The sequence below is a fragment of the Azospirillum sp. TSH64 genome, assembly GCF_003116035.1.
GTDB lineage: Bacteria > Pseudomonadota > Alphaproteobacteria > Azospirillales > Azospirillaceae > Azospirillum.
Genome location: NZ_LGQW01000015.1, coordinates 6,161,529 through 6,187,819, shown reverse-complemented (window position 1 = coordinate 6,187,819; position 26,291 = coordinate 6,161,529). Strand labels below are relative to the sequence as shown.

The window sequence follows — 26,291 nt, the reverse complement described above, 5'->3', positions numbered from 1 at the left end:
CCCCCTCCTTCCCCTCACCGGAACTTCGGCCGCCGCCCCGCCTTCAGCGCCTGCACCGCCTGGTCCAGCGTCTGGAGGAACTGCGACTTGTCGCGCTGGCTCATCGGGGCGTTGCCGCCGCTGACCACGCCCATGTCGCGCAGATCCTGCATCAGCGCGCGGGTCGCCAGTGCCGAACCGACGCTGTCGGGCGTGAAGGGGCGTCCGGTCGGGCCGATCACCACCGCGTCGCGTTTCACGCAGCGGTCGGCCAACTGGATGTCCGCCGTCACCACGACGTCGGTCGGACCGGCATGCTCGGCGATCCAGTTGTCGGCGGCGTCGAAGCCGTCGCTGACCACCACCAACTCCGCCATGCACTCCGTCGGCAGGCGCAGCGGCGCGTTGGCGACCAGCCAGACCTTGGAGCCGGTGCGGCCGGCGACCTTGTAGACCTCGGCCTTGACCGGGCAGGCGTCGGCATCGACGTAGATTTCGACCTTGGGACTGACCAATCCTGTTCCTCCTGTCGCCGCCCGGCCCCCGCCGGGTGGCTCAACAAGGTTTCATGCAAGGCCCTTATGCGCTAAAACCAGTCCCTAGCGACAGGGTGCCGTAGAACCATCGGGATGGGGCGGCGCCAATTCTCACATTTTTTCGGAAGGTCGGAGCGGCGCATGGCGTCCTACCAGTATGTCTATGTCATGAAGGGCCTGACCAAGGTCTATCCTGGCGGCAAGAAGGTTCTCGACAACGTCTGGCTCTCGTTCCTGCCGGGTGTGAAGATCGGCGTGCTCGGCGTCAACGGTTCCGGTAAGTCGACCCTGATGAAGATCATGGCCGGGCTGGACAAGGACTACTCCGGCGAGGCCTGGGTGGCCGAGGGCGCCAAGGTCGGCTACCTGCCGCAGGAGCCGCAACTCGACCCGACCAAAAACGTCCATGAGAACGTCATGGAAGCGCTGGGCGAGACCAAGGCGCTGCTCGACCGCTTCAACGAAGTGTCGAACCTGATGGCCGACCCGGACGCCGACTTCGACGCGCTGCTGGCCGAACAGGGCGAGCTGCAGGAGAAGATCGACGCGGCCGACGCCTGGGACATCGACCGCACGGTCGAGATCGCCATGGACGCGCTGCGCTGCCCGCCGGGCGACGCCGACGTGACCAAGCTGTCGGGCGGCGAGAAGCGCCGCATCGCGCTGTGCAAGCTGCTGCTCGAGAAGCCCGACCTGCTGCTGCTCGACGAACCGACCAACCATCTCGACGCCGAATCGGTCGCTTGGCTGCAGAAGCATCTGGAGGACTACAAGGGCACCGTCGTGCTGGTCACCCACGACCGCTACTTCCTCGACAGCGTCACCGGCTGGATCCTCGAACTCGACCGCGGGTCGGGGATTCCGTGGGAAGGCAACTACTCGTCCTGGCTGGAGCAGAAGCAGAAGCGCCTGGAGCAGGAAGGCCGCCAGGAAGAGTCGCGCCAGAAGCAGCTGGCCACCGAACTGGAGTGGATCCGGCAGAGCCCGCGCGCCCGTCAGGCCAAGAGCAAGGCGCGCATCACCGCCTACGAGACCTTGCTGGCCGAAAGCGGCAAGGAGCAGTCCGGCGAGACCCGGATTGTCATCCCGGTGCCGCCGCGCCTCGGCAACGTCGTCATCGAGGCGGAGAGCATCGCCAAGGGCTTCGGCGACCGGCTGCTGATCGACGGGCTGTCCTTCCGGCTGCCGCCGGGCGGCATCGTCGGTGTCATCGGCCCGAACGGCGCCGGCAAGACCACGCTGTTCCGCATGATCACCGGGCAGGACGGGCCGGATGCCGGCACCTTCCGCGTCGGCGACACGGTGAAGCTCGGCTATGTCGACCAGAGCCGCGACAGCCTCGACGCCAAGAAGACGGTGTGGGAGGAGATCTCCGACGGGCTGGATCTGGTCGAGCTGGGCAAGAAGACCATGCCCAGCCGCGCCTATGTCTCCAGCTTCAACTTCCGCGGTCCCGACCAGCAGAAGAAGGTCGGGCAGCTGTCAGGCGGTGAGCGCAACCGCGTCCACCTCGCCAAGATGCTGAAGTCCGGCGCCAACGTCCTGCTGCTCGACGAACCGACCAACGATCTCGACGTCGATACGCTGCGGGCGCTGGAAGACGCGTTGCAGAGCTTCGCCGGCTGCGCCGTGGTCATCAGCCACGACCGCTGGTTCCTCGACCGCATCGCCACCCACATCCTGGCCTTCGAGGGCGAAAGCCACGTCGAATGGTTCGAGGGCAACTTCCAGGATTACGAGGTCGACAAGAAGCGCCGCCTGGGCGCCGACGCCGACCAGCCGCACCGCATCAAGTACAAGCCGCTGGTGCGTAGCTGATCCTGGCTGCCGATCCTGGTGGCTGAACGGAAAAGGCCGCCCCTCCGATTGGAAGGGGCGGCCTTTTCCATATCCGTGAACGGTCAGTCCGGTCAGCGGGTCACATCGTCCGTCCGGTCGGAGAGCGGATTGCGGGTGCTCTTGTCCCGCGTGTCCTCGATCTCCACCTCGGTGCGGCGGACGGTGTCGCGGACGCTTTGGGCGCGTTCCTCGACATCCTTGCGGACCACGACGGTTTCGCGGACATGGGCGGTCTTGCTGACCACCGCTTCCTCGTCGGTCTCCGTCACCTCGATGGTGCGCTCGCGGAAGGCGTCGGCCGGAACCTCGCTGCTGCCCCCGACTAGGCCGCCGGGGCGGCGCTCGACGGTGACGGTCTCGTCGCGCAGACGGACCTGTTCCTCGACCGGCGTCTCGACGACATAGCTTCGGACGCGGACGCCGCCGCGCTCGACGCTGCGCTTGCCGATGTTGACCTGCTCCTCGACGATCGGGATCTGCTCTTCCCGTTCGGCGCTGCCGATCCGGGTGCTGTCGGCGTTCACGTCGCGCATGGCGGCGGCGGCTCCGGTCAGCCCGGCCGCAGTGCCCGCTGTCGTGCTGCCCATCGTCGTGGCGCCCGTGGTGTCGATGGCGGTGCGGCCCGGCGAGTAGCGCACACGCTCCTCCTCCGCCGACTGGTCATCGTAGTAAGCGGCGGTTTCGTCGTAGCCGGCCCAGCCGGAGTCGCGGTAGGCGCTGCCGCGTTCCTCGACATCCACCACGTTGCCGCGCTCCAGCACGTCCATGGCGCGGTCGACATCCTCCTCTTCCAGCCGCAGTTTCAGCAACGATCCGCCGCGGCGCACGCCTTCGGCATAGACCTGCGCATCCTGGTTCGGGATGCCCCAGCCGGTCAGCCGGGCCAGCATTCCGCCGGATCCGCTGCCGGTCATGACGCCGCCGGACCCCATCGTGCCCATGCCCGCTCCGGCGCCCAGGCCGCTTTCCATGCCGAGCCCGGTGCCCGGCACCGTGTTGGGCGAGGCGACATAGCCGGTGGACAGGTCGGTGCGGGCCATGCCGCTCGCAGCACCGATGGAGCTGTCGCCGGTCAGGGAGCCGGCGGCGGTCCCGGTGGGGGAGCCGCCGAGATCCCTGTCGCCCCAGCCGCCGCTGGACAGGTCGCTGTGCGACAGGATTTCGATGACGCTTGACTCGAAACCGGCGGCCTGCAGATCGCGGGATGCCGTTTCGGCGTCGGATCGGTGGTCGTAGAGGGCAACGATGGTTTTGGTCATCGGTCTCACTCCTCGGGCGAAGTCTGATTGGGGGATCGGACGGGGGAGGGCGGGGCGGTCACACGCTCCACCACCGCGTCTTCGGAACGCAGGGTGACGGGTTGCTCGACCTCGACGGTCCGCCGGTTCTTGCGGATGTGCAGCTCTTCGCGGAGCACCAGGCGCCGCTCCACCACCAGCACCTCCTCCACCAGCGGGATCACCGTGACGTCCCCCTCCTGGCGGATGCCGGGATGGGCGTCGATCTCGCGGTCGATGGGGACGCGGGTGACGGTGGCCTCCTCATGCTCCAGCGCTTCGCGGACGATCTGCTCGCGTTCGGACACGCGGGTGGTGACGCGGACGCGGCTTCGCTCGACCCGCTGCTTGCCGACGGTCACCGACTCGTCGTGCAGGGGAATGACCGCATCGCCGCCGTCGCTGCGCCGGGCGGGTGGCGGTCCGGTGTCGGCCGTCATGGCGGCGGGTGCCGCCGGGTCAGCGGAACAGGAGATAAAGGACGACCGCGACCACGATCAGTCCGATGATGATCCACATCCAGTTCATGCCGGAACTGCCGGCTCCACCATTGGCGCCGTCATACACGCCAACTTTCCTGGGCTTCTGCTCGTCTGCCATGGGAGCCTCCTTCCGGGGTGGACCGGAGGGTTGCGTCCCCGTCCGGTGTGCTCCCTTCAAACAGGAGGTCGGTTGGATCGTTCCGCGAACGTTTCGGTGAATCAACGATCCTGTGCAATCAAACTGTTTGGCGGAGTTCCGAACGGCCGCCGGTGTCAGCCTGCCATCTTCTGGTGTTCCAGGAAGGCGGTCTTCAGCAGCGCCTTCAGGTCGTCGCCATACTGGTGGAAGCGGACGGACAGCTGCCCGCGCTCCTCGTCGCGGTGCAGGACGACGAGGTTGGCGACGGCGGCCACCTCCTGCTGGTCGGCCAGCACGACGCGGGCCTGGAAGGTCTGGCCGCGCTGGTAGGGCTGGTTGACCGCCAGCAGGCAGAGTCCGCCGACCGACCAGTTGCGGGCGGGGAAGCTGCCATGGTCGGTGTGGACGACCATGCCGGGGCGGACGAAGCGCTTCTGCCGCCGCCGTTCTTCCGGCGGGGGCGGGGGGAAGGGGCTGGTGGCGCCGGTGATGTCGATGCCGGAGCGGTCGGTCAGCGCATTGTTGAACACGGCACCGCGCACGATTGCCGGCCCCATGGTGGAGTCGCGCAGGTCGGCGTCGGAGAAGTCGGCGCCCTCGAAATTGGCCGGCCAGTCGCGGCCGCCGGCCAGCGGCACCGGCCGGGCATCGACCCCGTTCATCAGCGTGTGAGCCAGATAGGCGCGGCGCAGGGTGGCCCCGCGCAGCACGGCGTCGCGCAGGTCGGCCTCGTCGAGGTCGATGTAGGACAGCTCGGCCATCTCCAGGCTGGCCTTGGTCAGCCGGGCGCCCGGCAGGCGGCAGCGGCGCAGGCGGGCCGCCGCCAGCGTCCGCCCATGCAGGTCCGCCCCCGCCACCGACACGAGGTCGAGGTCGAGCCGGGCCCCCTCCGCCCCGCCGCTGTCGACCCAGCGCTCGTGCCGCTCCACCAGCTCCAGGAATTCGGCGACCGGCATCGCGCTGTAGCTGGGGCGGACGATGGCGTCGGGCGGCAGGGCGAAGGGGATGAAGGTGCGGGTCAGGGTGGCGTGGTCCATCACCGTGTTGCCGAACACCGCCCCGTCGAGGTTGGCGCCGCAGAAATCGGTGCCCATCAGCACGGCGGAGGTCAGCTCCGCGCCCGTCAGGTCGGCGTCGTTCAGATCGGCGCCGGTCAGGTCGCAGCCGGAGAAATTGGCGCCGGCCAGGATCGACCGCTCCATCTTCGCTTCGGTCAGCCGGGTGGTGCCGGTGCCGCGGGTGGAGGTCCGGCCACTGCCCTCTTGGCCGCCCTCCTGGCCGCTGCTGTCCACCAGCTCGCCCGCGCGGAAATCGGCACCGCGCAGGTTGGCATCGGTCAGCAGGGCGCGGTGCAGGTTGGCGCCGCGCAGGTCGGCGCCGGTCAGGACGGCGCCGGTCAGGTTCACCGCCTCCATGTCGGCGCCGAACAGGTCGGCCTGCGACAGGTTTGCCTTCACCATGCGGGCGTTGCTGAGGTTGGCCCCGGCCAGCTTGGCGCCGGCCAGCGACACGCGCTCCAGATTCAGCCGCGAGAGATCGCGGAAGCTGAGGTCGGCGCGCCGACCGCTGGACGGCCGTTTCAGCCATGCCTGATGCGCCTGGATGATCGTCCGGAGTTCGTCGATCTCTTTCGGATCGCGTTCGGCCATGGCGTCGGGTTCCCGGATCCAACCGTATGACGAAAGACAGCAGAGTCGCTGCAACGATAGCCCGTTCGGACAGGCGCGTCACTGCTTCTGAATGCTCTGGAGCAAATCGCTCCGTTCGGCGTTCTGTTGCCGCAGCTCCATCCGGGGCGGACTCCCTGCAGGATGACCGACGTGGCCGGACCAGACCGTTCTCTCGATCTGCTGAACTTCTTCCTAGCCGACGTGCGGGATGGGCTCGGCCCTTATCTGGCGATCTATCTGCTGACCGTCCAGCATTGGAACGAGGCGGACATCGGGCTGGTGATGACGCTCGCCGGGCTGGCGGGAATCGCAGCCCAGGTGCCGGCCGGAGCGCTGGTCGACGGCACCCGCTACAAGCGCGCGGTGATCGTCGTCGCAGCGCTTCTGGTGACGGTGGGCTCGCTGACCCTGCCCTGGCTGAACAGCTTCACCGTCGTCGCCGTGCTGCAATCGGCGGTGGGCGCCGCCGGAGCGGTCTTCCCGCCGGCCATCGCGGCAATCACGCTGGGTATGCTGGGGCCGCGCGCCTTCGTCCGCCGGGTCGGACGCAACGAATCCTTCAACCATGCCGGCAATGCGGTGGCGGCCCTGCTCGCCGGTCTGGCCGCCTATGCCTTCGGACCCATCGCGGTGTTCTGGCTGATGACCGCGATGGCGCTGTGCAGCATCGCCGCCACCGCCGGCATTCCCGCCAATGCCATCGACCATGCGGTCGCCCGCGGGCTCCATGGCGCCAACCATGGCGGCGACCGGGAGAGCCCGTCCGGTCTGCGCGTCATCCTCAGCTGCCGGCCGCTGCTGATCTTCGGCGGATGCGCCGCCCTCTTCCATTTCGCCAATGCGGCGATGCTGCCGCTGGTCGGCCAGAAGCTGGCGATGAAGGATCCGGCGCTGGGCACCAGCCTGATGTCCTTCTGCATCGTCGCGGCACAGCTGGTCATGGTGCCGATGGCGATGCTGGTGGGCGCCAGGGCCGACCGCTGGGGGCGCAAGCCCCTGCTGCTGGCCGCCTTCCTGGTGCTGCCCCTGCGCGGTGTCCTCTACACCCTGTCGGACAATTCCGCCTGGCTCGTCGGCGTCCAACTGCTGGACGGGGTCGGCGCCGGGCTGTTCGGTGCGCTGTTCCCGCTGGTGGTCGCCGACCTGACCGAGGGGACCGGGCGCTTCAATGTCAGCCAGGGCGCAATCGCCACCCTCCAGGGCATCGGCGCCTCGCTCAGCACCGCCGCCGCCGGGCAGATGGTGGTGCGGGAGGGCTACAGCGCCGCCTTCCTGATGCTGGCCGCGGCTGCGGGCGTGGCCCTGCTGCTCGCGGCGCTGCTTCTGCCGGAGACCCGCAATGTCGGTGCTGCGGAGGCCGGTGACGACGACATGGCATCGGCCGACGCCGCAAAGGCCGCATCGGAGGCCTGAAACGACGAAGCCCGGCTCCATGAGGGGCCGGGCTTCGCGGTAGGTTAGACTGCTGTCGAACGGTCAGCCGGTGCGGCCGACCTTCTGGCGCAGCGCCTGGATCAACCCGTCGATGCGGCCGCCATTCTGTTCGATGACGGAGGCGAATTCCTGCCGCTGGGTCACGCCCATGCTGACATTCTCCACCACCACGTCGATGATCTTGTAGTCGGCGCCGCCCTTGCGGACACGCCAGCTGACATTCACCGGCGGGCCGTTGGGACGGACGATCTGCGTCGTCACCATGCTGTCGGCTTCACCGGCCGGGCTGACGCCGGCGATCTTGAACGTCTCGCCGGAATACTCGACGAAGCGCTCGGCATAGGTGTTGACGATCAGCTGTTCGAACAGCTTCTGGTATTCGGTCCGCTGCGCCTCGTTGGCGTTGTTCCAGTAGCGGCCCAGCACCCAGCGGCCGATGTACGGCACGTCGAAGCCGGCGTACAGCAGCGTGCGGAAGCGCTGGATCGCCTGATCGCGCGACAGGCTCTTGTCCGAGAAGGTTGCGATGGCGTCGTTCCCCAGCTTCTGGATGAACGCGCTTGCCCCCTGGTCCGCGGTTTGCGCGGCTGCGGGAGAGATGAGAGAGTGCCCGGCCCAACCGCTCACCGCGAGCAGGGCAGCGGACGCGACAAACTGGCGGCGTGTCAGCATGATGGGGCGAAAAGTGGCTGTTGCTGGGGCTTTGTCAACGGTCATCTGGCCTTTGGGTTGCCGCCGGATGCTTTTGGAGGAGGCTTACGCTCCCGGCTCCGGCATCCATGGCCGCCGGTTTGCCCGCCGCCGCGGTCGCCGCACCCGTTCCCGGAGGGAGCGTGCGGCGGTCGCGATGGACGGGGCCAAGAGGTGTCAGGGACGGATCAGGGCTTCGGCGCGGTGGTGAAGTCCGGGAATTCCGGAGTCGTGCCGGCCTTGTTGTTGCTGATCGCCGCCCGGCGCTGCTGCTGGTACAGGCTGCGCACGGTGGCATAGAAGTCCAGCGAGTTGCGGCGCAGGTCGTCGACCTCCTTCAGCACCTCCGACCGGCGGTCGACGGCGCTGACGATGCCGCGGGTCATGTAGGCGCCCTTGTGGTCGTTGGCGTAGGCCCAGATGCGGATCGGGTCGCCCACGGTGTCGACGGCGTAGCCGGCGGTGTCGCGCAGGTTCGACGGACCCAGCAGCGGCAGGACCAGATACGGCCCGTCGCCAACGCCCCACACCGCCAGCGTCTGGCCGAAATCCTCCGGCGCATGCGGGATGCCCGCCTGCGACGCGACGTCGGCGATGCCGCCGGCGCCCAGGATGGTGTTGGTCAGGAAGCGGCCGGTGGCGTTCGTCGCCCCCTCCACATTGCCCTGCAACAGGTTGTTGGCGATGTAGAGCGGCGACATCAGGTTGTCGATGAAGTTGTGGATGGCGTCGCGCACCGGATCGGGCACGACCCCCACATAGACCTCGGCCGCCGGGCGGATCACCAGCACGTCCGCCGCCTCGTTGGCGGCGAAGACGAAGCGGTTGGGGATCTCCAGCGGGTCGCTGACCTGGTAGGCCGCATCCGCAGCACCCGAGTCGCCCGGGTTGGTCGCGCAGGCCGTGGCCGTCAGGGCGAAGGCCACCACGGTGGCCGAACGGAGGAGGGAGCGGGAAAGGCTGGCCAGCTTCATGTGCGACGGCTCTTTATCTGTGGGCTCGACTCGGTGCGGGTCGCCGCATCTCCTGTCCACAACCGAAGACCCCGATGGCTGGAGTCCTCAACCCTGGCAAGGTGGCTACGCGGTCGGGAGGAAGATTGGGCGAGATATCGCAGAATTTCCACCGTTTCCTGACCTAACACAGGCTTCGCCTTTTGACCAGCATGCGCCAGCCTGTCGCAGGAGAGGGCGCGGTGACTGTGTCGGCTTTGCCGCAATGCGGCGGGAGAGCTTGCATCCCGCCGCTTTCCGCCGCGGACTGCCGGCACCGGGTCGGGCCGGCGCGGACCTGTCGCGGGCATCGATGCAAGCGGCTGCGAAAAGCGGTTTACGATGCATAAAGATATCTTTATATCTGTATCCAGGCCGGTGGGGCGGGGTGTCCCGTCCGGCCGGCTCCTTTCCCGGCCCGAATCGGACGTGAGGCGATGGACGATCTGCTTGCGACGCTGAAGGCGGCGGCCGAAACGACGCGACTGCGGCTGCTGGCACTCTGCGCGCACGGCGAGCTGACGGTGACCGAACTGACCCAGATCCTGGGCCAGAGCCAGCCGCGCGTCTCGCGCCACCTGAAGCTCCTGTGCGATGCCGGCCTGCTCGACCGCTTCCGCGAGGGGACCTTCGCCTTTTACCGGCTGGCCGAGAAGGGGCAGTCGGCCGAACTGGCGCGCGTCCTGGTCGACGCCATCCCCGCGGACGACGCCACACTCATCCTCGATCTGGAGCGGCTGGACGCCATCAAGCGGTCCCGCTCGGAGAGTGCTGCCGCCTATTTCCGTGAGAATGCTGCGCGCTGGCACGAAATCCGCTCCCTTCACGTTGCGGAAGGCGAGGTCGAGGCCGCTCTGCTGCGCCTGTTCCCGGAAGAGGGGATGGAGGAGCTGCTGGATATCGGCACCGGCACCGGACGGATGCTGGAGGTGCTCGCCGGGCGCGTCCATCGCGCGATCGGGGTAGACCAGTCGCGCGAGATGCTGGCCGTCGCCCGCAACCGGCTGGAGGAGGCGGGGCTTCGCCACTGCCATGTCCGCCAGGCCGACATGTACCAGCTGCCGTTCCCCTCCGGCTCCTTCGATGCCGCGGTGATCCATCAGGTGCTGCACTACACCGAATCGCCGTCCGGCGTCCTGGCCGAGGCGGCGCGGGTCCTGCGCCCCGGCGGGCTGCTGCTGATCGTCGATTTCGCCCCCCATCATCTTGAAGCCCTGCGCGAGGAACACGCCCACCGCCGCCTTGGCTTCTCCGATGCCGAGGTCGCCGGCTGGTGCCGCCAGTCCGGCCTCGACTGCGGCCCGGTGGTGCAGCTGCCGGGCGACCCGCTCACCGTTTCCGTCTGGCCGGCCACCCGCCTTGCCGCCGGCGCCGCCATTTCCTTCCCGAAGACCGCCCACTCGCTCAGCGGAGTTCCGTCATGACCGCGCCCACCTCTGCGCTGCCGTCCATCAGCTTCGAGTTCTTCCCGCCCAAGTCGGAGAAGATGGAGCAGAGCCTGTGGCAGTCGATCCGGCGGCTGGCCCCGCTGTCGCCCAGCTTCGTGTCGGTGACCTACGGTGCCGGCGGCTCGACGCGCGAGCGCACCCACGCCACCGTCTGCCGCATCCAGGACGAGACCGGCATCCCGGCCGCCGCCCATTTCACCTGCGTCGGCGCCACCCGCGACGAGATCGACGCCATCGCCCGCACCTATTGGGATGCCGGCATCCGCCATCTGGTGGCGCTGCGCGGCGATCCGCCGGAGACGGCGGGCGGCATCGGCGGGCAATACGAGCCGTTCCCCGGCGGTTACGCCTATGCCGCCGATCTGGTGGCGGGGATGAAGCGCATCGCCGATTTCGAGATCTCGGTGGCCGCCTATCCCGAAAGCCATCCGGAGGCGCCGAGCGCCCAGTTCGACCTCGACAACCTGAAGCGCAAGGTCGATGCCGGCGCCACCCGGGCCATCACCCAGTTCTTCTTCGACAACGACGCCTATTTCCGTTTCCTCGACCGCTGTGCGGCGGCCGGCATCCATGTGCCGATCGTCCCCGGCATCCTGCCGATCACCAACTTCGCCCGCGCGGTGGAGTTCGCCGGCAAGTGCGGCGCCTCGATGCCGGCGAAGCTGGCCGAGACCTTCGAGGGTCTGGACGACGACCCGGAGACCCGTCAGCTCGTCGCCGCGACGGTGGCGGCGGAGCAGTGCCAGGCCTTGCAGGCGCAGGGCGTGAACGACTTCCACTTCTACACGCTGAACCGCTCCGACCTGACCATCGCCATCTGCCGCATGCTGGGCGTCAAGGCGAAGGCCGCTCCGGCGGCGGCAGCGGTGGCGGGGTAGGGCGCCGGCCGCCGCCCTGTGCTACGCTGGGACGGCAAATTGTCGCGGGAGGGCGATGACATGGACAGCCGGATCGGATACGACACGGACTTCTACGCCTGGACCCAGGAACAGGCGCGTCTGCTGCGCGAAGCGGCGACCGAACGCTCCAACTCGCCCATCGATTGGGAGCACATCGCCGAGGAACTCGACATCATGGGCGGGCAGGTCAAGGACGCGATCCGCAGCCATCTGGCCACGGTGATCGAGCATCTTCTGAAACTCGAACAGTCGCCCGATCCCTATCCGCGCCGGAAATGGCGGATCTCCGTGACCAAGGCCCGCCGCCATCTGCAGGACAAGCTGGAAGACCATCCGAGCCTGCAGCGCTGGCCGGCCGAGATCCTGGGAAAGGCATGGCTGGACGGTCGTGACGACGCCTGCCAGGACGACAGCATCGCCATCGACGCGCTGCCGAAGGATTGCCCTTACGCCCTGGAGGATCTTCGCGATCCCGACTGGTGGCCGCTGAACCGCCACGGGCTGGAGGGCTGAGCCAATGGACAGCCGGATCGGATACGACACCGACTTCCTCGCCTGGACCGAGGAGCAGGCCCGCCTGCTCCGCGAGGCGGCGCGCGGGCGCATCAACACGCCCATCGACTGGGAGAATGTCGCTGAGGAGATCGAAAGCATGGGCCGGTCGGAGTTGCGCGCGGTCGAAAGCGCGCTGGTCCGTGTGATCGAGCATCTGCTGAAGCTGGAACACTCCCCGGCGGCCGATCCTCGCGGCGATTGGAAGGTCTCCGTCCTCGAACACCGCGACCGTGTTGCCCGCGACTTGTCGGCCAGTCCCAGCCTTCGCGGACGGATCGACACCGCCAACATTTACAAGTCCGGTCGCAAGATCGCCGCTCTCGGTCTGGAGCGTGATGGCATGCGACCGAACGACCTTCCGGCCGACTGCCCCTATTCTCTGGACCAGCTTCTTGACGAGGACTGGTGGCCAAAGAGCCGCCACGGCCTGACCTGACCCTGCCTTTTCTGCCCTGAACCCGCCAAATAACGGACAAGACGCATTCCCATGGCCCACATCCTCGACACCCTGCGTGACCGTGTTCTGCTTTGCGACGGCGGGTTCGGCAGCCGCATCCAGGCGCTCGACCTCGACGTCGAGAAGGATTACTGGGGGCACGAGAACTGCACCGACATCCTGCCCCTGTCGCGCCCGGACATCGTCCGCGACATCCATCGCGGCTATTTCGAGGCCGGCGCCGACATGGTGGAGACCGACACCTTCGGCGCCTCGCCGGTGACGCTGGGCGAGTTCGGCATCTCCGAGAAGGCCTTCGAGATCAACCAGCGCGCGGTCGAGCTGGCGCGCGAGGCGGCGGAAAGCTTCAAGGACGGGCAGCCGCGCTTCGTCATCGGCTCCATCGGGCCGGGCACCAAGCTGCCCAGCCTCGGCCACATCGCCTATCAGCCGGCGGAGGACAGCTTCTATGTCCAGGCCGCCGGCCTGATCGCCGGCGGCGCCGACGCCATCCTGGTCGAGACCTGCCAGGATCCCTTGCAGATCAAGGCCGCCGTCAACGGCATCAAGCGCGCGCGGGCAGAGGCCAACAGCGACACCCCCGTCTTCGTCCAGGTCACGGTGGAGACCACCGGCACGCTGCTGGTCGGCACCGACATCGCCGCGGCGGCCACCGTCATCCAGGCGCTGGACGTGCCGCTGATGGGACTGAACTGCGCCACCGGCCCGCTGGAGATGAGCGAGCATGTGCGCTGGCTGTCGCAGAACTGGCCGGGCCTGATCTCGGTCCAGCCCAATGCCGGCCTGCCCGAACTGGTCGACGGCAAGACCCATTACCCGCTCCGCGCCGACGACTTCGCCCACTGGCTGGAGCGCTTCGTCGGTGAGGACGGGGTCAACCTCGTCGGCGGCTGCTGCGGCACCAACGTCCCCCACATCGCGGCGGCGAACCAGATGCTGCGCAAGCTGGCTCCGGCCGGCTCGCACCGTCCGGCGCCGAAGGGCCGCACCGTCCATTGGGTGCCGGCGGTGGCCTCGCTCTACTCCCAGGTGACGCTGCGCCAGGAGAACGCCTTCTTCGCCATCGGCGAGCGCTGCAACGCCAACGGTTCCAAGAAGTGGCGCGAGTTGCAGGAGAAGAACGACTGGGACGGCTGCGTCGAGATGGCGCGCGAGCAGGTGAAGGAGGGCAGCCACTCGCTGGACGTCTGCACCGCCTTCGTCGGCCGTGACGAGGTGGCGGAGATGAACGCGGTCATTTCCCGCTTCTCCGGCTCGGTGACGGCGCCGCTGGTGGTCGATTCGACCGAGTACAAGGTTCTGGAGCAGGCGCTGGCGCTCTATGGCGGCAAGGCGATCCTCAACTCCATCAACTTCGAGGACGGCGAGGAACCGGCAAGGCAGCGTCTGGCGCTGGCCAAGAAGTTCGGCGCCGCCGTCATCGCCCTGACCATCGATGAAGAGGGCATGGCGAAGACGCCGGACCGCAAGCTGGAGATCGCCAAGCGGCTCTACGATCTGGCGGTGAACGAATACGGCCTCGCCCCATCCGACCTGCTGTTCGACCCGCTGACCTTCACCATCGCCACCGGCAACGAGGATGACCGCAAGCTCGCAATCTGGACGCTCGAGGGCATCGAGGCGATCGCCCGCGAGATGCCCGGCTGCCAGATCATCCTCGGCCTGTCCAACGTCTCCTTCGGCCTCAACGCCGCGGCGCGCCATGTGCTGAACTCGGTCTTCCTCGACCATGCGGTGAAGAAGGGGATGACGGGCGCCATCGTCCATGTCTCCAAGATCCTGCCGCTGCACCAGATCCCCGAGAAGGAGGTCAAGACCGCCGAGGATCTGATCTTCGACCGCCGCGCCGAGGGGTACGACCCGCTCCAGGCCTTCATCGCCCTGTTCGAGGGCCGCAAGGCGGCGGATGCCAAGAAGAAGGCGCGGGCCGAAACCGTCGAGGAACGGCTGAAGGAGCGCATCGTCGACGGCGACCGCACCGGGCTGGAGGACGATCTCGCGGAAGCGATGAAGACCCACCCGCCGCTGGAGATCATCAACACCTACCTGCTCGACGGCATGAAGGTGGTGGGCGAACTGTTCGGCGCCGGCAAGATGCAGCTGCCCTTCGTGCTGCAATCGGCCGAGACGATGAAGGCCGCCGTGGCGTGGCTGGAACCGCACATGGAGAAGATCGAGGGTCAGCAGAAGGGCACGCTGGTGCTCGCCACCGTCAAGGGCGACGTCCATGACATCGGCAAGAACCTCGTCGACATCATCCTGACCAACAACGGCTACAAGGTGGTCAATCTCGGCATCAAGCAGCCGGTGAGCGCCATCATCCAGGCCGCCAAGGAGCACAAGGCCACCGCCATCGGCATGTCCGGCCTGCTGGTGAAATCCACCGTGGTTATGCGCGAGAACCTTGAGGAGATGACCCGCGAGGGGCTGGAGGTGCCGGTCCTGCTCGGCGGTGCGGCGCTGACCCGCGCCTATGTCGAGGGCGACTGCGTGGCCTCCTACGGCTCGGGCCGCGTCGCCTACGCCGGCGACGCCTTCGACGGGCTGACCCTGATGGACAAGGTGGTGGAGGGCAGCTTCGACCAGCAGCTCGCCATCCAGCAGGCCAAGCGCGCCGGCAAGGCGACCAACCGCCGCCGCGTCCTGGGGCAGGCGACCAGTGCCGCCACCGGCCCGGTGGACAAGGACGCCGTCCGCGCCCGCCGCCACCGGCTGGCCGAGGGCGTTCCGGTGCCGACCCCGCCCTTCTGGGGGCCGAAGCTGATCGACCATGTGCCGCTGAAGACGTTGGTCACCTACCTGAACGAGCGGATGCTCTACCAGCTGCAATGGGGCTACCGGAAGGACGGCAAGTCCTTCGAGGAGTTCAAGGAGTGGGCGAAGAAGGAGCTGCGGCCTGTGCTCGACCGCATTCTCCAGATCGCGGCGAAGGAGGAAATCCTGCGCCCGACCGCCGTCTACGGCTATTGGAAGGCGGCGGCCGACGGCAACGACGTCATCCTGTTCGAGGAGGACGGCACCACCGAGGCCGCGCGCTTCTCGCTGCCGCGTCAGGGCAAGGAGGATGGCGAGTGCATCGCCGACTTCCTGCGCGACGTGACCGATCCGGAGCGTGACGTGCTCGGCCTCCAGGTCGTCACCATGGGCCAGCATTGTGCCGAGGTGGCGCGGGAGTGGTTCGCCGAGAACCGTTACCAGGACTATCTCTACCTGCACGGCCTGTCGGTGGAGATGACCGAGGCGATGGCGGAATATGTCCATGCCCGCATCCGTGCGGAGCTGGGCTATGGCTCGGAAGACAGCCGCGACAAGGAGAAGCTGTTGCAGCAGTCCTACCGCGGCAGCCGCTACAGCTTCGGCTATCCGGCCTGTCCGAACCTGAAGGACCAGGAACAGCTGCTGAAGCTGCTGGATGCCGGCCGCATCGGCATCGAGATGTCGGACGAGGACCAGCTCCATCCCGAGCAGAGCACCTCGGCCATCGTCCTGCACCACCCGCGGGCCAAGTACTTCTCGGTGTGATTTGATCCTCCGCCGCCCGTTCCGTGTTAGGATGGGCGGCGGAGGTCTTCATGGCTATGGTCGACGCGCGGAACGACGAGAAGCTGCAAATCCTGTTGGACCGGATCGTCCCGGCCCTGGAGCCGGAAGCCGTCTACCTGTTCGGCAGCCGGGCGCGCGGCGATTTCGACGAGGACAGCGATTACGACCTGCTGGTGATCGTCCCGGACGATGCACCGAAAGAACGGCGGTCGATGTCCACCGCCTTCGAGGCCAGCCGGCAGTCTCGGGTTCCGGCCGACATCATTCCCTGTTCCCGCACCGGCTTTGAACGAAACAAGGATTCGGTGGGAACGCTCTGTTACGAGGCCAATCACTTCGGGGTGCGGGTTTATGGTCGATAGGGTGGTCACGGCCTGGCTGGCGGTGGTTGACGAGGACATCCGGGCGATCCGTGCTTGCCTCGTGGGCTCTGCGGTCAAGTCCGCGGCCTACCATTGCCAGCAGGCGGCGGAGAAGTTGGTCAAGGCGGTTCTTGTCTCCTTCGGACGCCATCCGCCGAAACAACACAACATCGTGGCATTGCTGGACGATGTGCCGCCCGATCACCCCTTGCGTGCGACCTTGTTGCCATTGGAGCGCTTCACGATTTATGCCGCGGCTTTCCGCTATCCGAGCATGGATATCTTCGACGGCCCGCCGGACGAACCCGATCCCGACGACGTGTCCCATTGGCTGGCTGAAATCGAGCAGGTACGGGCGACGGTTTCCGCTTTTCTGGAAGCAAAGGCGTAGATGATGGATGCCATCGACGCACGGAACGACGAGAAGCTGCGAATCCTGCTGGACCGGATCGTCCCGGCCCTGGAGCCGGAAGCCGTCTATCTGTTCGGCAGCCGGGCGCGCGGCGATTTCGATGAGGATAGCGATTACGACCTGTTGGTGATCGTCCCGGACGACGCGCCGAAGGAACGGCGGTCGGCCGTCTTTGCCCATGCAGCCAAGTCCGGGACCGGCATCCCGGCTGACATCGTGCCCTGCCGCCGTTCCTTCTTCGAAGCGAACAGGAATCAGGTCGGCACGTTGAGTTACAAGGCCACGCATGAGGGGGTGCGTGTCTATGGGGCTTAGGGTCGGACCCGAAGCATGGTTGGCAACGGCGACCGTCTACCTGCGCGCAGGCCGGGCCTGCCTGTCCGTTCCGGATCCCATCGTCACGGCCGCTACCTACCATTGCCAACAGGCTGCTGAAAAGCTGGTCAAGGCGGTTCTGGTCTGGCTGGACCTCGATGTCCCCCGTTCCCACGATATCGATTTGCTCGTCATGCGTATCCCGCATGATCTGCCGATCCGGGAATGCTTGTCGCCTCTCGGGCGCTTCACCGCCTTCGCCACCTTGTACCGGTATCCGGGTGAGGCGGGCGATGTCTCCGACGAACCGACCCCGGAGGAGGTGTTCGGCTGGCTTGACGAGATCGAAGCGACCCGCGACAGCATCGCACTCACCATTTCGTCTGCCACCGGATCCTGTGCATGACCCCCGCCCCCCTGACCCTCCACCGAGAAACCGTCCGCCCGGAGTGGATCGACTACAACGGGCACATGAACGTCGCCTATTACCTGCTGGCCTTCGACCATGCGACGGACGCCGTGCTGGACCGGTTCGGGATCGGCAAGGCTTATGTCGCGGCGGAGAACCGCTCGGTCTTCGTCGTCGACGCCCACCTGACCTATGCCCGCGAGGTGACGGAGGGGACGCCGCTGCGCTTCGACTCGCTGCTGCTCGGCGCAGATGCCAAGCGGCTGCACCTGTTCCACGAAATGCGGCATGCCGAAGAGGGGTGGCTGGCGGCGACGGCGGAGTTCATGCTGCTGCACGTCGATCTCGGCACACGGAAGACCGGCCCCTTCCCACCGGCCGTCGCGGCGGCGCTGGCCGGACAGGCGGCGGCCCATGCCGCCCTTCCCCGGCCGCCGCAGGCGGGGCGTGCGGTTGCCCGGCTGGACGGTTCCCGAGGTGCCGGATAACCGCAAGCCCTGCTTGCAGCGGCCTGGTGGTTGAGTTGAGCGGCGGTGCCCCCATCTATCGAGGGATGAGAACCGCACCCGTCCCGCCGCTTCGCCTGCGCATCCGTTCCGGCAGTCTCGCCGCCGCCGCGGCCGTGCTGACCGTCCTTTCCGTGGGTCCGGCGCTGGCCGACTGCACCGACGCGGCGCAGCCGAAGGTCAATTGGCGGCGCTGCTCGCTGGAAGGGCAGACGCTGACCGGTGTCGATCTCAGCGGCGCCATGCTGCGCGATGCGACCTTTCAGCGCGCCAGCCTGGGCGAGGCGAAGCTGACTGATGCCGACGGCTACCGTGCCAAGTTCATCAGCGCCGCCGCCCCCGGCGCGGTCTTCGACAAGGCCCGCCTGATCGAGGCCGATTTCACCCGCGCCGACCTGACCGGCGCCAGCTTCCGCGAGGCCGACCTGCGCAATGCCAAGATGGTGGGCGCGTCGCTGGCGCGTGCCGACCTGACGGGAGCGAAGCTGTCCGGCACCGACCTGCGCCATGCCGACCTTTCGGGAGCCCGCTGGACCGACGGCAAGCATGTCTGTGCCGAGAGCTCCGTCGGACAATGCAATTAATCGGATAGTGCACAACCAAAGCGGTTGTAACATCTCGCCTTGTTCCCAAAAACCTTCTTGCCGTAAGGGCTTGCGCCGCGTACCGTTCGAAATCTAATGATTTTGGACGGACGGCGGTCGTGGCAACTGCGGAGGATTTCGAGCGTTCCAGCGGCCTCGCCGCGAAGGCCATGGAGCGGATGCTGTCCGACCGGCTGCCGGCCACCCCGGAAAACTTCACGCTTTGGTACGTCTATTACAGCGGCAACAACCCGGACCTGACCCGCGCCATCGATCTGGCGCGCCGCGATGGGCTGGCCGCCTCGCAGACGCTGTGCGACGAGCTGTACAAGCGCTTCTTCACCATGGACGCCGAAGCCCAGGCAATCCGTGAGACCTCCGACAAAGCCCGCTATGCCCTGGGGCGCATATTGGAGCAGCTGGGCAATGTCGGATCGGAGACGGAGCGCTACGGCAACGCCCTGTCCGGCTTCCGGGAGGAGCTTGACCAGCCGCTCAGCCTGTTGGAACTGCGTGCCATGGTCGCCGCCATCGCCGCGGAGACCAAGGAGATCGTCGACCGGCAGACGGCGCTCCAGCTGCAGCTTCAGGAATCGAGCCAGCAGCTGGCGGAGATGCGGGTCAGCCTGGACAGCGCGCGGCGCGAGGCGCTGACCGACGGGCTGACCGGCATCGGCAACCGCAAGGCCTTCGACCTGATGCTGGAGGAGGCGATGGAGGCGTCGGTGCGCGACGAGCAGCCGCTGTCGCTGCTGATGGTCGACATCGACCATTTCAAGAGCTTCAACGACACCCACGGCCATCTGGTCGGCGACCATGTGCTGAAGCTGGTCGCCCGCATGCTGACCGAATGCATCAAGGGCCGCGACACCGCCACCCGCTATGGCGGGGAGGAGTTCGCGATCATCCTGCCGCGCACCAGCCTGGAGAACGCCACCAAGCTGGCGGAGCAGGTGCGGGCCTTCGTCGGCGGGCGCCAGATCGTGAACAAGGCGCGCAACGCCAATTACGGCACCGTCGCGCTGTCGGTCGGCGTCGCCCAGTTCCGCCCCGGCGAACCGGCCCTGACGCTGGTCCGTCGCGCCGACCAAGCGCTCTACGCCGCCAAGCGCAGCGGCCGCAACCGGGTGACGGCCGAGGCCGTCTGAACTGGCCGGCCGGCTGTCCAGTCAACCGGCAAGCCTGCGCCGTACCTCCTCCGTCCCGCGGAGCAAATCCGCCACCAGGTCCCCCGCCGGGCGCCGCCGGGCAAGCGTCAGCCCCTGTCCGGCCCACAGCGACAGGAACTCCGCCCGGCCGGCCTTGCCGGCGGCGGTGCGCAGCGGGCGGGTCAGCGCGTTCTGCAAGGGGAAGGGCAGCACCGCCTTGGGCGCCCGCGGGTCCTCCACCGTCTCCATGAAGCGGTTGACGACGCCGCGTGCCGGCCGGCCTGAGAAGGCCCGGGTGATCCGGGTCTGGTCCTCGCGTGCCGACAGGATGGCGGCCTTGTGCGCCTCGGGGATGCCGGCCTCTTCCGTGGTCAGGAACACCGTGCCCATCTGCACCGCGCAGGCGCCCAGGGCCAGCGCCGCGGCGATGCCGCGCCCGTCCATGATGCCGCCCGACGCGATCACCGGCACGCCCACCGCGTCGGCCACCTGCGGCACCAGCGCCATCGTGCCGACCAGATTGGCGGCCGGATCGCCGATGAAGCTGCCGCGATGCCCGCCGGCCTCGCTGCCCTGGGCGATCACCGCATCGACGCCGGCCCGTTCCAGGGCCACCGCCTCCGCCACGGTGGTCGCGGTGCCCAGCACCCGCATGCCGCGCGCCTTGGCCGCCGCCACGCTGTCGGCCGGCGGCAGCCTGAAGGTGACGCTGTAGAAGGCGGCACCGCTGTCGAGCAGGGCGGTGAACTGCCGGTCGAACATGTCGCCGCCATAGGCGGGCTCCTCCGCGTCCGGCAGGCCAAGCTCGGCATGGAAGGGCCTCAGGCGGGCCATCGCCTCGGCCATCATCGGTGCCGGTCCGGGGGGCGGCGTCGGCGCGAACAGGTTGATGCCGAAGGGCAGGGCAGTGCGCTGACGGATGGCGAGCGCCCGCTCGGCGATCTGCTCTCCGGTCAGGTAGGCGGCGCCGACGAAACCAAGGCCGCCGGCCTCGTTGACTGCAGCGACCAGGGCAGCCGTGTCGCCGCCCCCCGCCATCGGCGCCTGGATCACCGGCGACCGCAGCCCCAGCCGTTCAAGGGAGTCCGTGTGAGAGGGCATGTCCGCCTCCGTCGCTTCGACAACGGAGGCGATGCTACGCCCCGGCGGACTTCACGACCAATGACTTGTTCTGAAGGACGCGTTCACTCAGGGTGATGGGAAGGTCCGGGGCTCAGCTGTGCAGCCCCGGCGCCTCCTGCCCGGTGCGCTCGACATACTCGGTATAGCCGCCGCCATACTGGTGGATTCCCTCCGGCGTCAGCTCCAGCACGCGGTTGGACAATGCTGCCAGGAAATGACGGTCGTGCGACACGAAAAGCATTGTGCCCTCATAGGCCGCCAGCGCCTGGATCAGCATCTGCTTGGTGTCGAGGTCCAGGTGGTTGGTCGGCTCGTCCAGCACCAGGAAGTTGGGCGGGTTGAACAGCATGATCGCCATCACCAGACGGGCCTTCTCGCCGCCCGACAGCACGCGGCACCGCTTTTCCACATCATCGCCGGAGAAGCCGAAGCAGCCGGCCAGCGCCCGCAGCGAGCCCTGGCTGGCCTGCGGGAAATGCGCCTCCAGCGCCTCGAAGATGGTCTGGTCGCCGTCCAGCAGCTCCATGGCGTGCTGGGAGAAATAGCCCATCTTGACGCTGCCGCCGACGGTGACGGTGCCGCTGTCGGGTTCGGTCGTCCCGGCGATCAGCTTCAGCAGGGTCGATTTGCCGGCGCCGTTGACGCCCATCACGCACCAGCGCTCCTTGCGGCGGATGGTCAGGTCCAGCCCTTCATAAATGGACCGGCTGCCATAGCCCTTGTGGACGTTCTTCAGCACCGCCACGTCGTCGCCGGAGCGCGGGGCCGGCGGGAAATCGAAGGTCACCACCTGGCGGCGCTTGGGCGGCTCGAAGCGTTCGATCTTGTCCAGCTTCTTGACCCGGCTCTGCACCTGGGAGGCGTGCGAGGCGCGGGCCTTGAAGCGCTCGATGAACTTCAGCTCCTTCGCCAGCATCGCCTGCTGGCGCTCGAACTGCGCCTCCTGCTGCTTCTCCTTCAGCGCCCGCTGCTTCTCATAGAAGCCGTAGTCGCCGGAATAGCTGGTCAGGGTGCCGCCATCGATCTCGATGATCTTGGTGACGATGCGGTTCATGAACTCGCGGTCGTGCGAGGTCATCAGCAGGGCGCCCTCGTAGCCCTTCAGGAACCCTTCCAGCCAGATCAGGCTTTCGATGTCCAGATGGTTGCTCGGCTCGTCGAGCAGCATGGCGTCGGGGCGCATCAGCAGGATGCGGGCCAGCGCCACACGCATCTTCCAGCCGCCCGACAGGCCGCCGACATCGCCGTCCATCATCTCCTGGCTGAAGCTCAAGCCGGCCAGCACCTCGCGCGCCTTGCCCTCCAGCTCATAGCCGCCCAGCTCGTCGAAACGCGCCTGGACCTCGCCGTAGCGTTCGATGATGGCGTCCATTTCGTCGGCGCGGTCGGGGTCGGCCATGGCGGCTTCCAGCTCCGCCAGTTCGGCGGCAATGACGCTGACCGGCCCGGCGCCGTCCATCACCTCCGCCACAGCGGAGCGCCCGGACATCTCGCCGACATCCTGGTTGAAATAGCCGATGCTGACCTGCTTCTCGATCGCCACCTGTCCGCCGTCCGGCTGCTCCTCGCCGGTGATCATGCGGAACAGGGTGGTCTTGCCGGCACCGTTAGGACCGACCAGCCCGATCTTCTCACCCCGATTGAGCGCCGCGGAGGCCTCCAGGAACAGGATGCGGTGGCCGTTCTGCTTGCTGACGTTATCGAAGCGGATCATGGGCGGCAGGGGTCCTTGGGGCGTGATGCGTGAGGGCGGCCCCTTATGCCACAGGATCCGGGGAGGGGGGAGGGTTGATGGGGCGGGGGGCGGCATCGGCTGAAAAAGCATCGGGCGCGGTCTTTCCCCCGCGCCCGATGCCACACCCTATGAAACTGACCCTCAGATCACATAAGTCAGCTCTTTTTCCGACTTCAGGCTGTTCTTGCCCAAGGTCTCGTCGACATAGTCCAGCAGCTGGGCCAGCGCCTCGCTGCGGCTCAGCGCGTCGGTGTCGATCACCAGTTCGGGCTGGTCCGGCGCCTCGTAGGGGGCCGAGATGCCGGTGAACTCGGCGATCTCGCCGGCCCGCGCCTTCTTGTAGAGGCCCTTCGGGTCGCGCTCCTCGCAGGTGGCGAGGTTGGCGGCGACATGCACCTCGTGGAAGCGCTCGCCGCCGATCACCCGCGCCCGCGCCCGGTCGGCCTTCAGCGGCGAGATCAGCGAGGCGATCACCACCATGCCGGCGTCGGCGAACAGCTTCGCCGTCTCTGCCACCCGGCGGATGTTCTCCGCCCGGTCGTCGGCGGAGAAGCCCAGCCCGGCGTTCAGGCCGTTGCGGACATTATCGCCGTCCAGCACGAAGGTCTGCCAGCCGCGGTCGAACAGCGCGCGTTCCAGCGCCATCGCCAGCGTCGACTTGCCGGCACCCGACAGGCCGGTCAGCCAGATGACGCCGCCCTTGTGGCCGTTGGACTGGGCGCGCTCCTCCAGCGAGACGGTGTGCGACACCTCGGTGATGTTGGCCGCAGCACTGTCCTCGATCTCCACCACCAGGCAGCCGCCGACCACGTCGTTGCCGTCGATCAAAGCGCCACGGCCGGTGCGCGGCAGGTCCGACGCCAGATCGAGCGCGATGGGCGAGCGGGAGCGCAGGACGACCTCGGCCACCTCGTTGCGGCGGACCGCCTTGCCGGGGGTGCTGGACAGATCCTCCACGTTGATGACCGCCGTCACCTGCTCCACCGTCACCCGGTGTTCGGCGGTGGCGATCTTCAGCGTGTAGGTCTTGCCGACCACCAGCGGGTCCGACACCAGCCAGAACAGCCGCACGCTCAGCCGGTGGGCCAGGGTGGGGGCGTCGGACTGGTGGTGGGCGATGTGGCCGCGCTCGGCGAAGATGCGCTTGTCCAGCGTGATGCCGATGCTCTGCCCGGCCTGGGCCGACAGCACGGTCTCCGGATGGTTCCACGCCTCGATGCTGACCACCTTGGCGCTGGCGCCGGTGGGCGAGAAGTGCAGGGTGTCGCCGACGCGCAGGCGCCCGCTCTCGATGCGGCCGGCCAGGATGCGGCGGTCGTCCGGCTTGTAGACGTCCTGGAGCGGGAAACGCAGCGGCTGGTCGGGCGAGGTCTGCTGCGGACGGAAGGCGTCCAGCTGCTCGATCACCGTGGGGCCGAGATACCAGTCCGACTGCTCGCTGCGGCTGACGATGTTGTCGCCGTTGCGGGCGGACACCGGGATCACCGCCTTGGGCTGGAGACCCAGCTCGGCCAGATAGTCCTTGATCTCCTGCGCCACCACCTCATAGCGGCGGCTGGAGAACTCGACCTTGTCCATCTTGTTGACGACCACCGCGACCTGACGCACGCCCAGCAGGTGCAGCAGGAAGGCGTGGCGGCGCGACTGCTCCAGCGCGCCCTCGTCGGCGTCGATCACCAGCAGCGCGGCGTCGGCCTGGGAGGCGCCGGTCACCATGTTCTTCAGGAACTCGGTGTGGCCCGGCGCGTCGATGATGACGTAGGGGCGCTGCTTCGTCTTGAAGTGGATCTGCGTGGTGTCGATGGTGATGCCCTGGTCGCGCTCGGCCTGGAGCGCGTCCATGACGAAGGCCCACTCGAACGGCATGCCGCGCTTGCGGCTCATCTCGCGGACCTGTTCGACCTTGCCGTCGGGCAGGCTGCCGGTGTCGTTCAGCAGGCGGCCGATCAGCGTGGACTTGCCATGGTCGACATGGCCGACGATGACGATGCGGAGTTGAGAATGCGGCATCTTACATGTACCCCACGCTGCGCAGGCGCTCGAAGCTGTCTTCGGATTCATTGTCCATCGCGCGGCCGGCGCGCTCCGGAATGCGGGTCACCTGAAGCTCGGCGATGATCTCGTCGATGGTGGACGCGGTGCTGTCGACCGGGAAGGTGATGTTCTTTTCGCCCAGCGAGCGGTAGCGCTTGCCGTCCTTGGCGAAGTACAGCGGGACGATGGGAATCCCCTCGCGCTGCGAATAGCGCCAGATGTCCAGCTCGGTCCAGGCCAGCAGCGGGTGGATGCGGACATGGACGCCTTCGGGGAAGCGCGTCTTGTAATGGTCCCAGAATTCCGCCGGCTGGTCCTTGACATCCCAGTCGCCTTCCAGCGAGCGCGGCGAGAACACGCGCTCCTTGGCGCGGGTCGCCTGCTCGTCGCGGCGGATGCCGACCATCACGCCCTGGTACGCATGGTCGCGCAGCAGGTTCTTCAGACCTTCCGTCTTGCGCGCGGCGGCGCGGGTCAGCGGCGGCAGGGTCTGGTCCATCTCCTCCTCGGGCGGGCACTGCTCCACCTTGAGGTCGAGGTCCCACTCCTTGGTGATGCGGTCGCGGAACTCGTAGACCTCCGGCAGCTCCATCGCGGTGTCGAGCTGCACGACGGGGAAGGGAATGCGGCCGAAGAACGCCTTGCGGCAGAGCCACAGCAGCGCGTTGCTGTCCTTGCCGATCGACCAGAGCATCGCCAGCTTGTCGATGCGGTTGTAGGCCTCGCGCAGAATATAGATGCTCTGGTTTTCGAGCTGGTCGAGATCGGCGCTCATCGGGCGGTTCCAATCATGGTGTGTATGCCGCATTCGGTCTTGGCGCTGCCGGCCCAGCGGCCGGAACGCGGGTCGGCACCGGGCGCCACGCGCTCGGTGCAGGTGAAACAGCCGATCGACAGGAACCCGTCGGCTTCCAGCGGGTGGCGCGGCAGGTCGCGCCGTGTGAACTCTTCCTCCAGCCGGGCCTTGTCCCAATTGGCCAGTGGGTTGACCTTCACGCGGCCGCCTTCCGCCTCGAACAGGGGCAGGGCGGAGCGGGTGGAGGACTGGAAGCGCTTGCGGCCCGTCACCCAGGCCTCCAGCCCGGCGGTGGCCAGCGCGCGGTCCAGCGGCACCGTCTTGCGCAGATGGCAGCAGGCGTCGTAATCGCGGGTGAACAGCAGGCTGTCCCTGTCGCCGGCGGCGAGATCGTCGGCGGTCGGCCCGATCTCCCGCACATCCCTGAGGCCAAGCCGCTTCACCAGCTGGTCGCGGTAGCGCAGGGTCTCGCCGAACAGCTTGCCGGTATTCACAAACAGAACCGGGAAATCCGGCGTCGCTTCGGCGGCCAGCGCCAGCAGCACCGCGGATTCGGCGCCGAAGGACGACATCAACGCGATCCGCCCGCCGAACAGCTCGTGCATGGCGGCCAGCAGCGGTGCGCCTTCCAGCGTGCCGTGGCTCTCGGTCAGATGCTTCACCCGTGTTTCCGCGTCCATCGTCGGCTGCCTTTCGCGGTGGCCTTTAAGTCTATTAATTATGTAGGTTTAATGACTGTGTTTGCACATTAACACCGGCGGAAAACCCGTGCAACGTAAATACATTTTCTACTTGTTTAATAGGTTTGTGCTGCGCTGCAAATCATTGTGTGAAATATGTTGATTGTCGTGCGGCGGCCGGGCTAAATGACGCCATGCACAGGATCCCGGTCATCGGCGCCGCAGCCGCCCGCCCGATTTCGCCCGTT

26 protein-coding genes are annotated in these 26,291 nt (G+C 67.5%); 14 read left to right on the top strand and 12 right to left on the bottom strand.

The annotated features are described in order from the left end of the window. Window positions 1–14: 14 nt before the first annotated feature. A complete protein-coding gene (locus TSH64_RS29340) occupies window positions 15–494 on the bottom strand; it encodes a YaiI/YqxD family protein (protein ID WP_109450432.1) in 480 nt (159 codons plus the stop codon). A 162-nt stretch (window positions 495–656) separates the two neighbouring features. Between TSH64_RS29340 and ettA the strand changes: the two genes are divergently transcribed. Beyond that, window positions 657–2,333, top strand: a complete 1,677-nt coding sequence (gene ettA, locus TSH64_RS29335) for an energy-dependent translational throttle protein EttA (protein ID WP_098740304.1) — start codon at window positions 657–659, stop codon at window positions 2,331–2,333. A gap of 92 nt (window positions 2,334–2,425) precedes the next feature. On the opposite strand, the gene TSH64_RS29330 is transcribed toward ettA, so the two are convergent. From TSH64_RS29330 to TSH64_RS29320, 4 genes are all read right to left on the bottom strand, one after another. Continuing rightward, on the bottom strand, window positions 2,426–3,613 hold the full coding sequence (locus tag TSH64_RS29330; protein ID WP_109450430.1) for a YsnF/AvaK domain-containing protein: 1,188 nt from the start codon (window positions 3,611–3,613) through the stop codon (window positions 2,426–2,428). Window positions 3,614–3,618: 5 nt separating this feature from the next. Beyond that, window positions 3,619–4,071: a YsnF/AvaK domain-containing protein gene (locus TSH64_RS29325; protein WP_109450428.1), complete on the bottom strand. Its 453-nt coding sequence runs from the start codon at window positions 4,069–4,071 to the stop codon at window positions 3,619–3,621. A gap of 19 nt (window positions 4,072–4,090) precedes the next feature. Beyond that, on the bottom strand, window positions 4,091–4,231 hold the full coding sequence (locus TSH64_RS35715; protein WP_158285430.1) for a hypothetical protein: 141 nt from the start codon (window positions 4,229–4,231) through the stop codon (window positions 4,091–4,093). Between the two features lie 155 nt (window positions 4,232–4,386). After that, a complete protein-coding gene (locus TSH64_RS29320; protein WP_109450426.1) occupies window positions 4,387–5,901 on the bottom strand; it encodes a pentapeptide repeat-containing protein in 1,515 nt (504 codons plus the stop codon). Window positions 5,902–6,063: 162 nt separating this feature from the next. On the opposite strand from TSH64_RS29320, the gene TSH64_RS29315 reads away from it, so the two are divergent. Then, on the top strand, window positions 6,064–7,335 hold the full coding sequence (locus TSH64_RS29315) for an MFS transporter (protein ID WP_109450425.1): 1,272 nt from the start codon (window positions 6,064–6,066) through the stop codon (window positions 7,333–7,335). Between the two features lie 63 nt (window positions 7,336–7,398). Here the strand turns inward: TSH64_RS29315 and TSH64_RS29310 are convergent, their stop codons facing one another. Together TSH64_RS29310 and TSH64_RS29305 are read right to left on the bottom strand one after the other, a co-directional pair. Beyond that, window positions 7,399–8,028, bottom strand: a complete 630-nt coding sequence (locus TSH64_RS29310) for an ABC transporter substrate-binding protein (protein WP_109450422.1) — start codon at window positions 8,026–8,028, stop codon at window positions 7,399–7,401. A gap of 206 nt (window positions 8,029–8,234) precedes the next feature. Beyond that, the gene (locus tag TSH64_RS29305; protein WP_109450420.1) at window positions 8,235–9,020 is read right to left on the bottom strand and encodes a VacJ family lipoprotein; all 786 of its coding nucleotides are present in this window, start codon (window positions 9,018–9,020) and stop codon (window positions 8,235–8,237) included. Between the two features lie 455 nt (window positions 9,021–9,475). Here TSH64_RS29305 and TSH64_RS29300 point away from each other — a divergent pair, with 455 nt between their 5' ends. The 12 genes from TSH64_RS29300 (at window position 9,476) to TSH64_RS29245 (ending at window position 19,676) form a co-directional block, all read left to right on the top strand. Next, window positions 9,476–10,462 (top strand): metalloregulator ArsR/SmtB family transcription factor, encoded by a 987-nt coding sequence (locus TSH64_RS29300; RefSeq protein WP_109450417.1) that lies wholly within the window; start codon window positions 9,476–9,478, stop codon window positions 10,460–10,462. After that, window positions 10,459–11,364, top strand: a complete 906-nt coding sequence (metF, locus tag TSH64_RS29295; RefSeq protein WP_109450415.1) for a methylenetetrahydrofolate reductase [NAD(P)H] — start codon at window positions 10,459–10,461, stop codon at window positions 11,362–11,364. Before TSH64_RS29300 ends, metF begins: the two co-directional genes overlap by 4 nt. A gap of 60 nt (window positions 11,365–11,424) precedes the next feature. After that, window positions 11,425–11,898, top strand: a complete 474-nt coding sequence (locus TSH64_RS29290; RefSeq protein ID WP_109450413.1) for a DUF29 domain-containing protein — start codon at window positions 11,425–11,427, stop codon at window positions 11,896–11,898. A gap of 4 nt (window positions 11,899–11,902) precedes the next feature. Beyond that, window positions 11,903–12,376, top strand: coding sequence for a DUF29 domain-containing protein (locus TSH64_RS29285; protein WP_109450411.1), 474 nt, complete (start codon window positions 11,903–11,905; stop codon window positions 12,374–12,376). Between the two features lie 51 nt (window positions 12,377–12,427). Continuing rightward, entirely contained in the window at window positions 12,428–15,919 is a 3,492-nt protein-coding gene (metH, locus tag TSH64_RS29280) for a methionine synthase (RefSeq protein ID WP_109450408.1), read from the top strand. Between the two features lie 50 nt (window positions 15,920–15,969). Then, complete coding sequence (locus tag TSH64_RS29275) at window positions 15,970–16,302, top strand: nucleotidyltransferase domain-containing protein (protein WP_109450406.1); 333 nt, start codon at window positions 15,970–15,972, stop codon at window positions 16,300–16,302. Beyond that, on the top strand, window positions 16,292–16,693 hold the full coding sequence (locus TSH64_RS29270) for a HEPN domain-containing protein (protein ID WP_109450404.1): 402 nt from the start codon (window positions 16,292–16,294) through the stop codon (window positions 16,691–16,693). The genes TSH64_RS29275 and TSH64_RS29270 overlap by 11 nt, the downstream gene beginning before the upstream one ends. Further along, window positions 16,694–17,029, top strand: coding sequence for a nucleotidyltransferase domain-containing protein (locus TSH64_RS29265; RefSeq protein WP_247873208.1), 336 nt, complete (start codon window positions 16,694–16,696; stop codon window positions 17,027–17,029). A gap of 19 nt (window positions 17,030–17,048) precedes the next feature. Continuing rightward, window positions 17,049–17,435 carry a HEPN domain-containing protein gene (locus tag TSH64_RS29260; RefSeq protein WP_158285429.1) on the top strand — a complete coding sequence of 129 codons (387 nt, stop codon included), beginning with the start codon at window positions 17,049–17,051 and terminating at the stop codon, window positions 17,433–17,435. Continuing rightward, window positions 17,432–17,926 (top strand): thioesterase family protein, encoded by a 495-nt coding sequence (locus tag TSH64_RS29255; RefSeq protein ID WP_109450399.1) that lies wholly within the window; start codon window positions 17,432–17,434, stop codon window positions 17,924–17,926. The genes TSH64_RS29260 and TSH64_RS29255 overlap by 4 nt, the downstream gene beginning before the upstream one ends. Before the next feature lie 65 nt (window positions 17,927–17,991). Next, window positions 17,992–18,528: a pentapeptide repeat-containing protein gene (locus TSH64_RS29250; protein WP_109450397.1), complete on the top strand. Its 537-nt coding sequence runs from the start codon at window positions 17,992–17,994 to the stop codon at window positions 18,526–18,528. 119 nt (window positions 18,529–18,647) lie between these two features. Continuing rightward, window positions 18,648–19,676 (top strand): GGDEF domain-containing protein, encoded by a 1,029-nt coding sequence (locus TSH64_RS29245; RefSeq protein WP_109450395.1) that lies wholly within the window; start codon window positions 18,648–18,650, stop codon window positions 19,674–19,676. 21 nt (window positions 19,677–19,697) lie between these two features. Here TSH64_RS29245 and TSH64_RS29240 read toward each other — a convergent pair whose 3' ends face one another. The 5 genes from TSH64_RS29240 to TSH64_RS29220 form a co-directional block, all read right to left on the bottom strand. Continuing rightward, on the bottom strand, window positions 19,698–20,777 hold the full coding sequence (locus TSH64_RS29240) for a nitronate monooxygenase (protein ID WP_109450393.1): 1,080 nt from the start codon (window positions 20,775–20,777) through the stop codon (window positions 19,698–19,700). Between the two features lie 112 nt (window positions 20,778–20,889). Beyond that, entirely contained in the window at window positions 20,890–22,512 is a 1,623-nt protein-coding gene (locus TSH64_RS29235) for an ABC-F family ATP-binding cassette domain-containing protein (protein ID WP_109450391.1), read from the bottom strand. Between the two features lie 162 nt (window positions 22,513–22,674). After that, window positions 22,675–24,543: an adenylyl-sulfate kinase gene (gene cysC, locus TSH64_RS29230; RefSeq protein ID WP_109450389.1), complete on the bottom strand. Its 1,869-nt coding sequence runs from the start codon at window positions 24,541–24,543 to the stop codon at window positions 22,675–22,677. A gap of 1 nt (window position 24,544) precedes the next feature. Next, window positions 24,545–25,342: a sulfate adenylyltransferase subunit CysD gene (cysD, locus tag TSH64_RS29225; RefSeq protein ID WP_109153259.1), complete on the bottom strand. Its 798-nt coding sequence runs from the start codon at window positions 25,340–25,342 to the stop codon at window positions 24,545–24,547. Continuing rightward, on the bottom strand, window positions 25,339–26,043 hold the full coding sequence (locus TSH64_RS29220; RefSeq protein ID WP_109450387.1) for a phosphoadenylyl-sulfate reductase: 705 nt from the start codon (window positions 26,041–26,043) through the stop codon (window positions 25,339–25,341). Before TSH64_RS29220 ends, cysD begins: the two co-directional genes overlap by 4 nt. Window positions 26,044–26,291 lie beyond the last annotated feature (248 nt).

Bases quoted from the DNA above. Each gene is read 5' to 3' on its own strand.
- ettA (WP_098740304.1), top strand. From the start codon at position 657: ATGGCGTCCTACCAGTATGTCTATGTCATGAAGGGCCTGACCAAGGTC.
- TSH64_RS29330 (WP_109450430.1), bottom strand. From the start codon at position 3,613: ATGACCAAAACCATCGTTGCCCTCTACGACCACCGATCCGACGCCGAA.
- TSH64_RS29325 (WP_109450428.1), bottom strand. From the start codon at position 4,071: ATGACGGCCGACACCGGACCGCCACCCGCCCGGCGCAGCGACGGCGGC.
- TSH64_RS35715 (WP_158285430.1), bottom strand. From the start codon at position 4,231: ATGGCAGACGAGCAGAAGCCCAGGAAAGTTGGCGTGTATGACGGCGCC.
- TSH64_RS29320 (WP_109450426.1), bottom strand. From the start codon at position 5,901: ATGGCCGAACGCGATCCGAAAGAGATCGACGAACTCCGGACGATCATC.
- TSH64_RS29315 (WP_109450425.1), top strand. From the start codon at position 6,064: ATGACCGACGTGGCCGGACCAGACCGTTCTCTCGATCTGCTGAACTTC.
- TSH64_RS29310 (WP_109450422.1), bottom strand. From the start codon at position 8,028: ATGCTGACACGCCGCCAGTTTGTCGCGTCCGCTGCCCTGCTCGCGGTG.
- TSH64_RS29305 (WP_109450420.1), bottom strand. From the start codon at position 9,020: ATGAAGCTGGCCAGCCTTTCCCGCTCCCTCCTCCGTTCGGCCACCGTG.
- TSH64_RS29300 (WP_109450417.1), top strand. From the start codon at position 9,476: ATGGACGATCTGCTTGCGACGCTGAAGGCGGCGGCCGAAACGACGCGA.
- metF (WP_109450415.1), top strand. From the start codon at position 10,459: ATGACCGCGCCCACCTCTGCGCTGCCGTCCATCAGCTTCGAGTTCTTC.
- TSH64_RS29290 (WP_109450413.1), top strand. From the start codon at position 11,425: ATGGACAGCCGGATCGGATACGACACGGACTTCTACGCCTGGACCCAG.
- TSH64_RS29285 (WP_109450411.1), top strand. From the start codon at position 11,903: ATGGACAGCCGGATCGGATACGACACCGACTTCCTCGCCTGGACCGAG.
- metH (WP_109450408.1), top strand. From the start codon at position 12,428: ATGGCCCACATCCTCGACACCCTGCGTGACCGTGTTCTGCTTTGCGAC.
- TSH64_RS29275 (WP_109450406.1), top strand. From the start codon at position 15,970: ATGGCTATGGTCGACGCGCGGAACGACGAGAAGCTGCAAATCCTGTTG.
- TSH64_RS29270 (WP_109450404.1), top strand. From the start codon at position 16,292: ATGGTCGATAGGGTGGTCACGGCCTGGCTGGCGGTGGTTGACGAGGAC.
- TSH64_RS29265 (WP_247873208.1), top strand. From the start codon at position 16,694: ATGATGGATGCCATCGACGCACGGAACGACGAGAAGCTGCGAATCCTG.
- TSH64_RS29255 (WP_109450399.1), top strand. From the start codon at position 17,432: ATGACCCCCGCCCCCCTGACCCTCCACCGAGAAACCGTCCGCCCGGAG.
- TSH64_RS29250 (WP_109450397.1), top strand. From the start codon at position 17,992: ATGAGAACCGCACCCGTCCCGCCGCTTCGCCTGCGCATCCGTTCCGGC.
- TSH64_RS29240 (WP_109450393.1), bottom strand. From the start codon at position 20,777: ATGCCCTCTCACACGGACTCCCTTGAACGGCTGGGGCTGCGGTCGCCG.
- TSH64_RS29235 (WP_109450391.1), bottom strand. From the start codon at position 22,512: ATGATCCGCTTCGATAACGTCAGCAAGCAGAACGGCCACCGCATCCTG.
- cysC (WP_109450389.1), bottom strand. From the start codon at position 24,543: ATGCCGCATTCTCAACTCCGCATCGTCATCGTCGGCCATGTCGACCAT.
- cysD (WP_109153259.1), bottom strand. From the start codon at position 25,342: ATGAGCGCCGATCTCGACCAGCTCGAAAACCAGAGCATCTATATTCTG.
- TSH64_RS29220 (WP_109450387.1), bottom strand. From the start codon at position 26,043: ATGGACGCGGAAACACGGGTGAAGCATCTGACCGAGAGCCACGGCACG.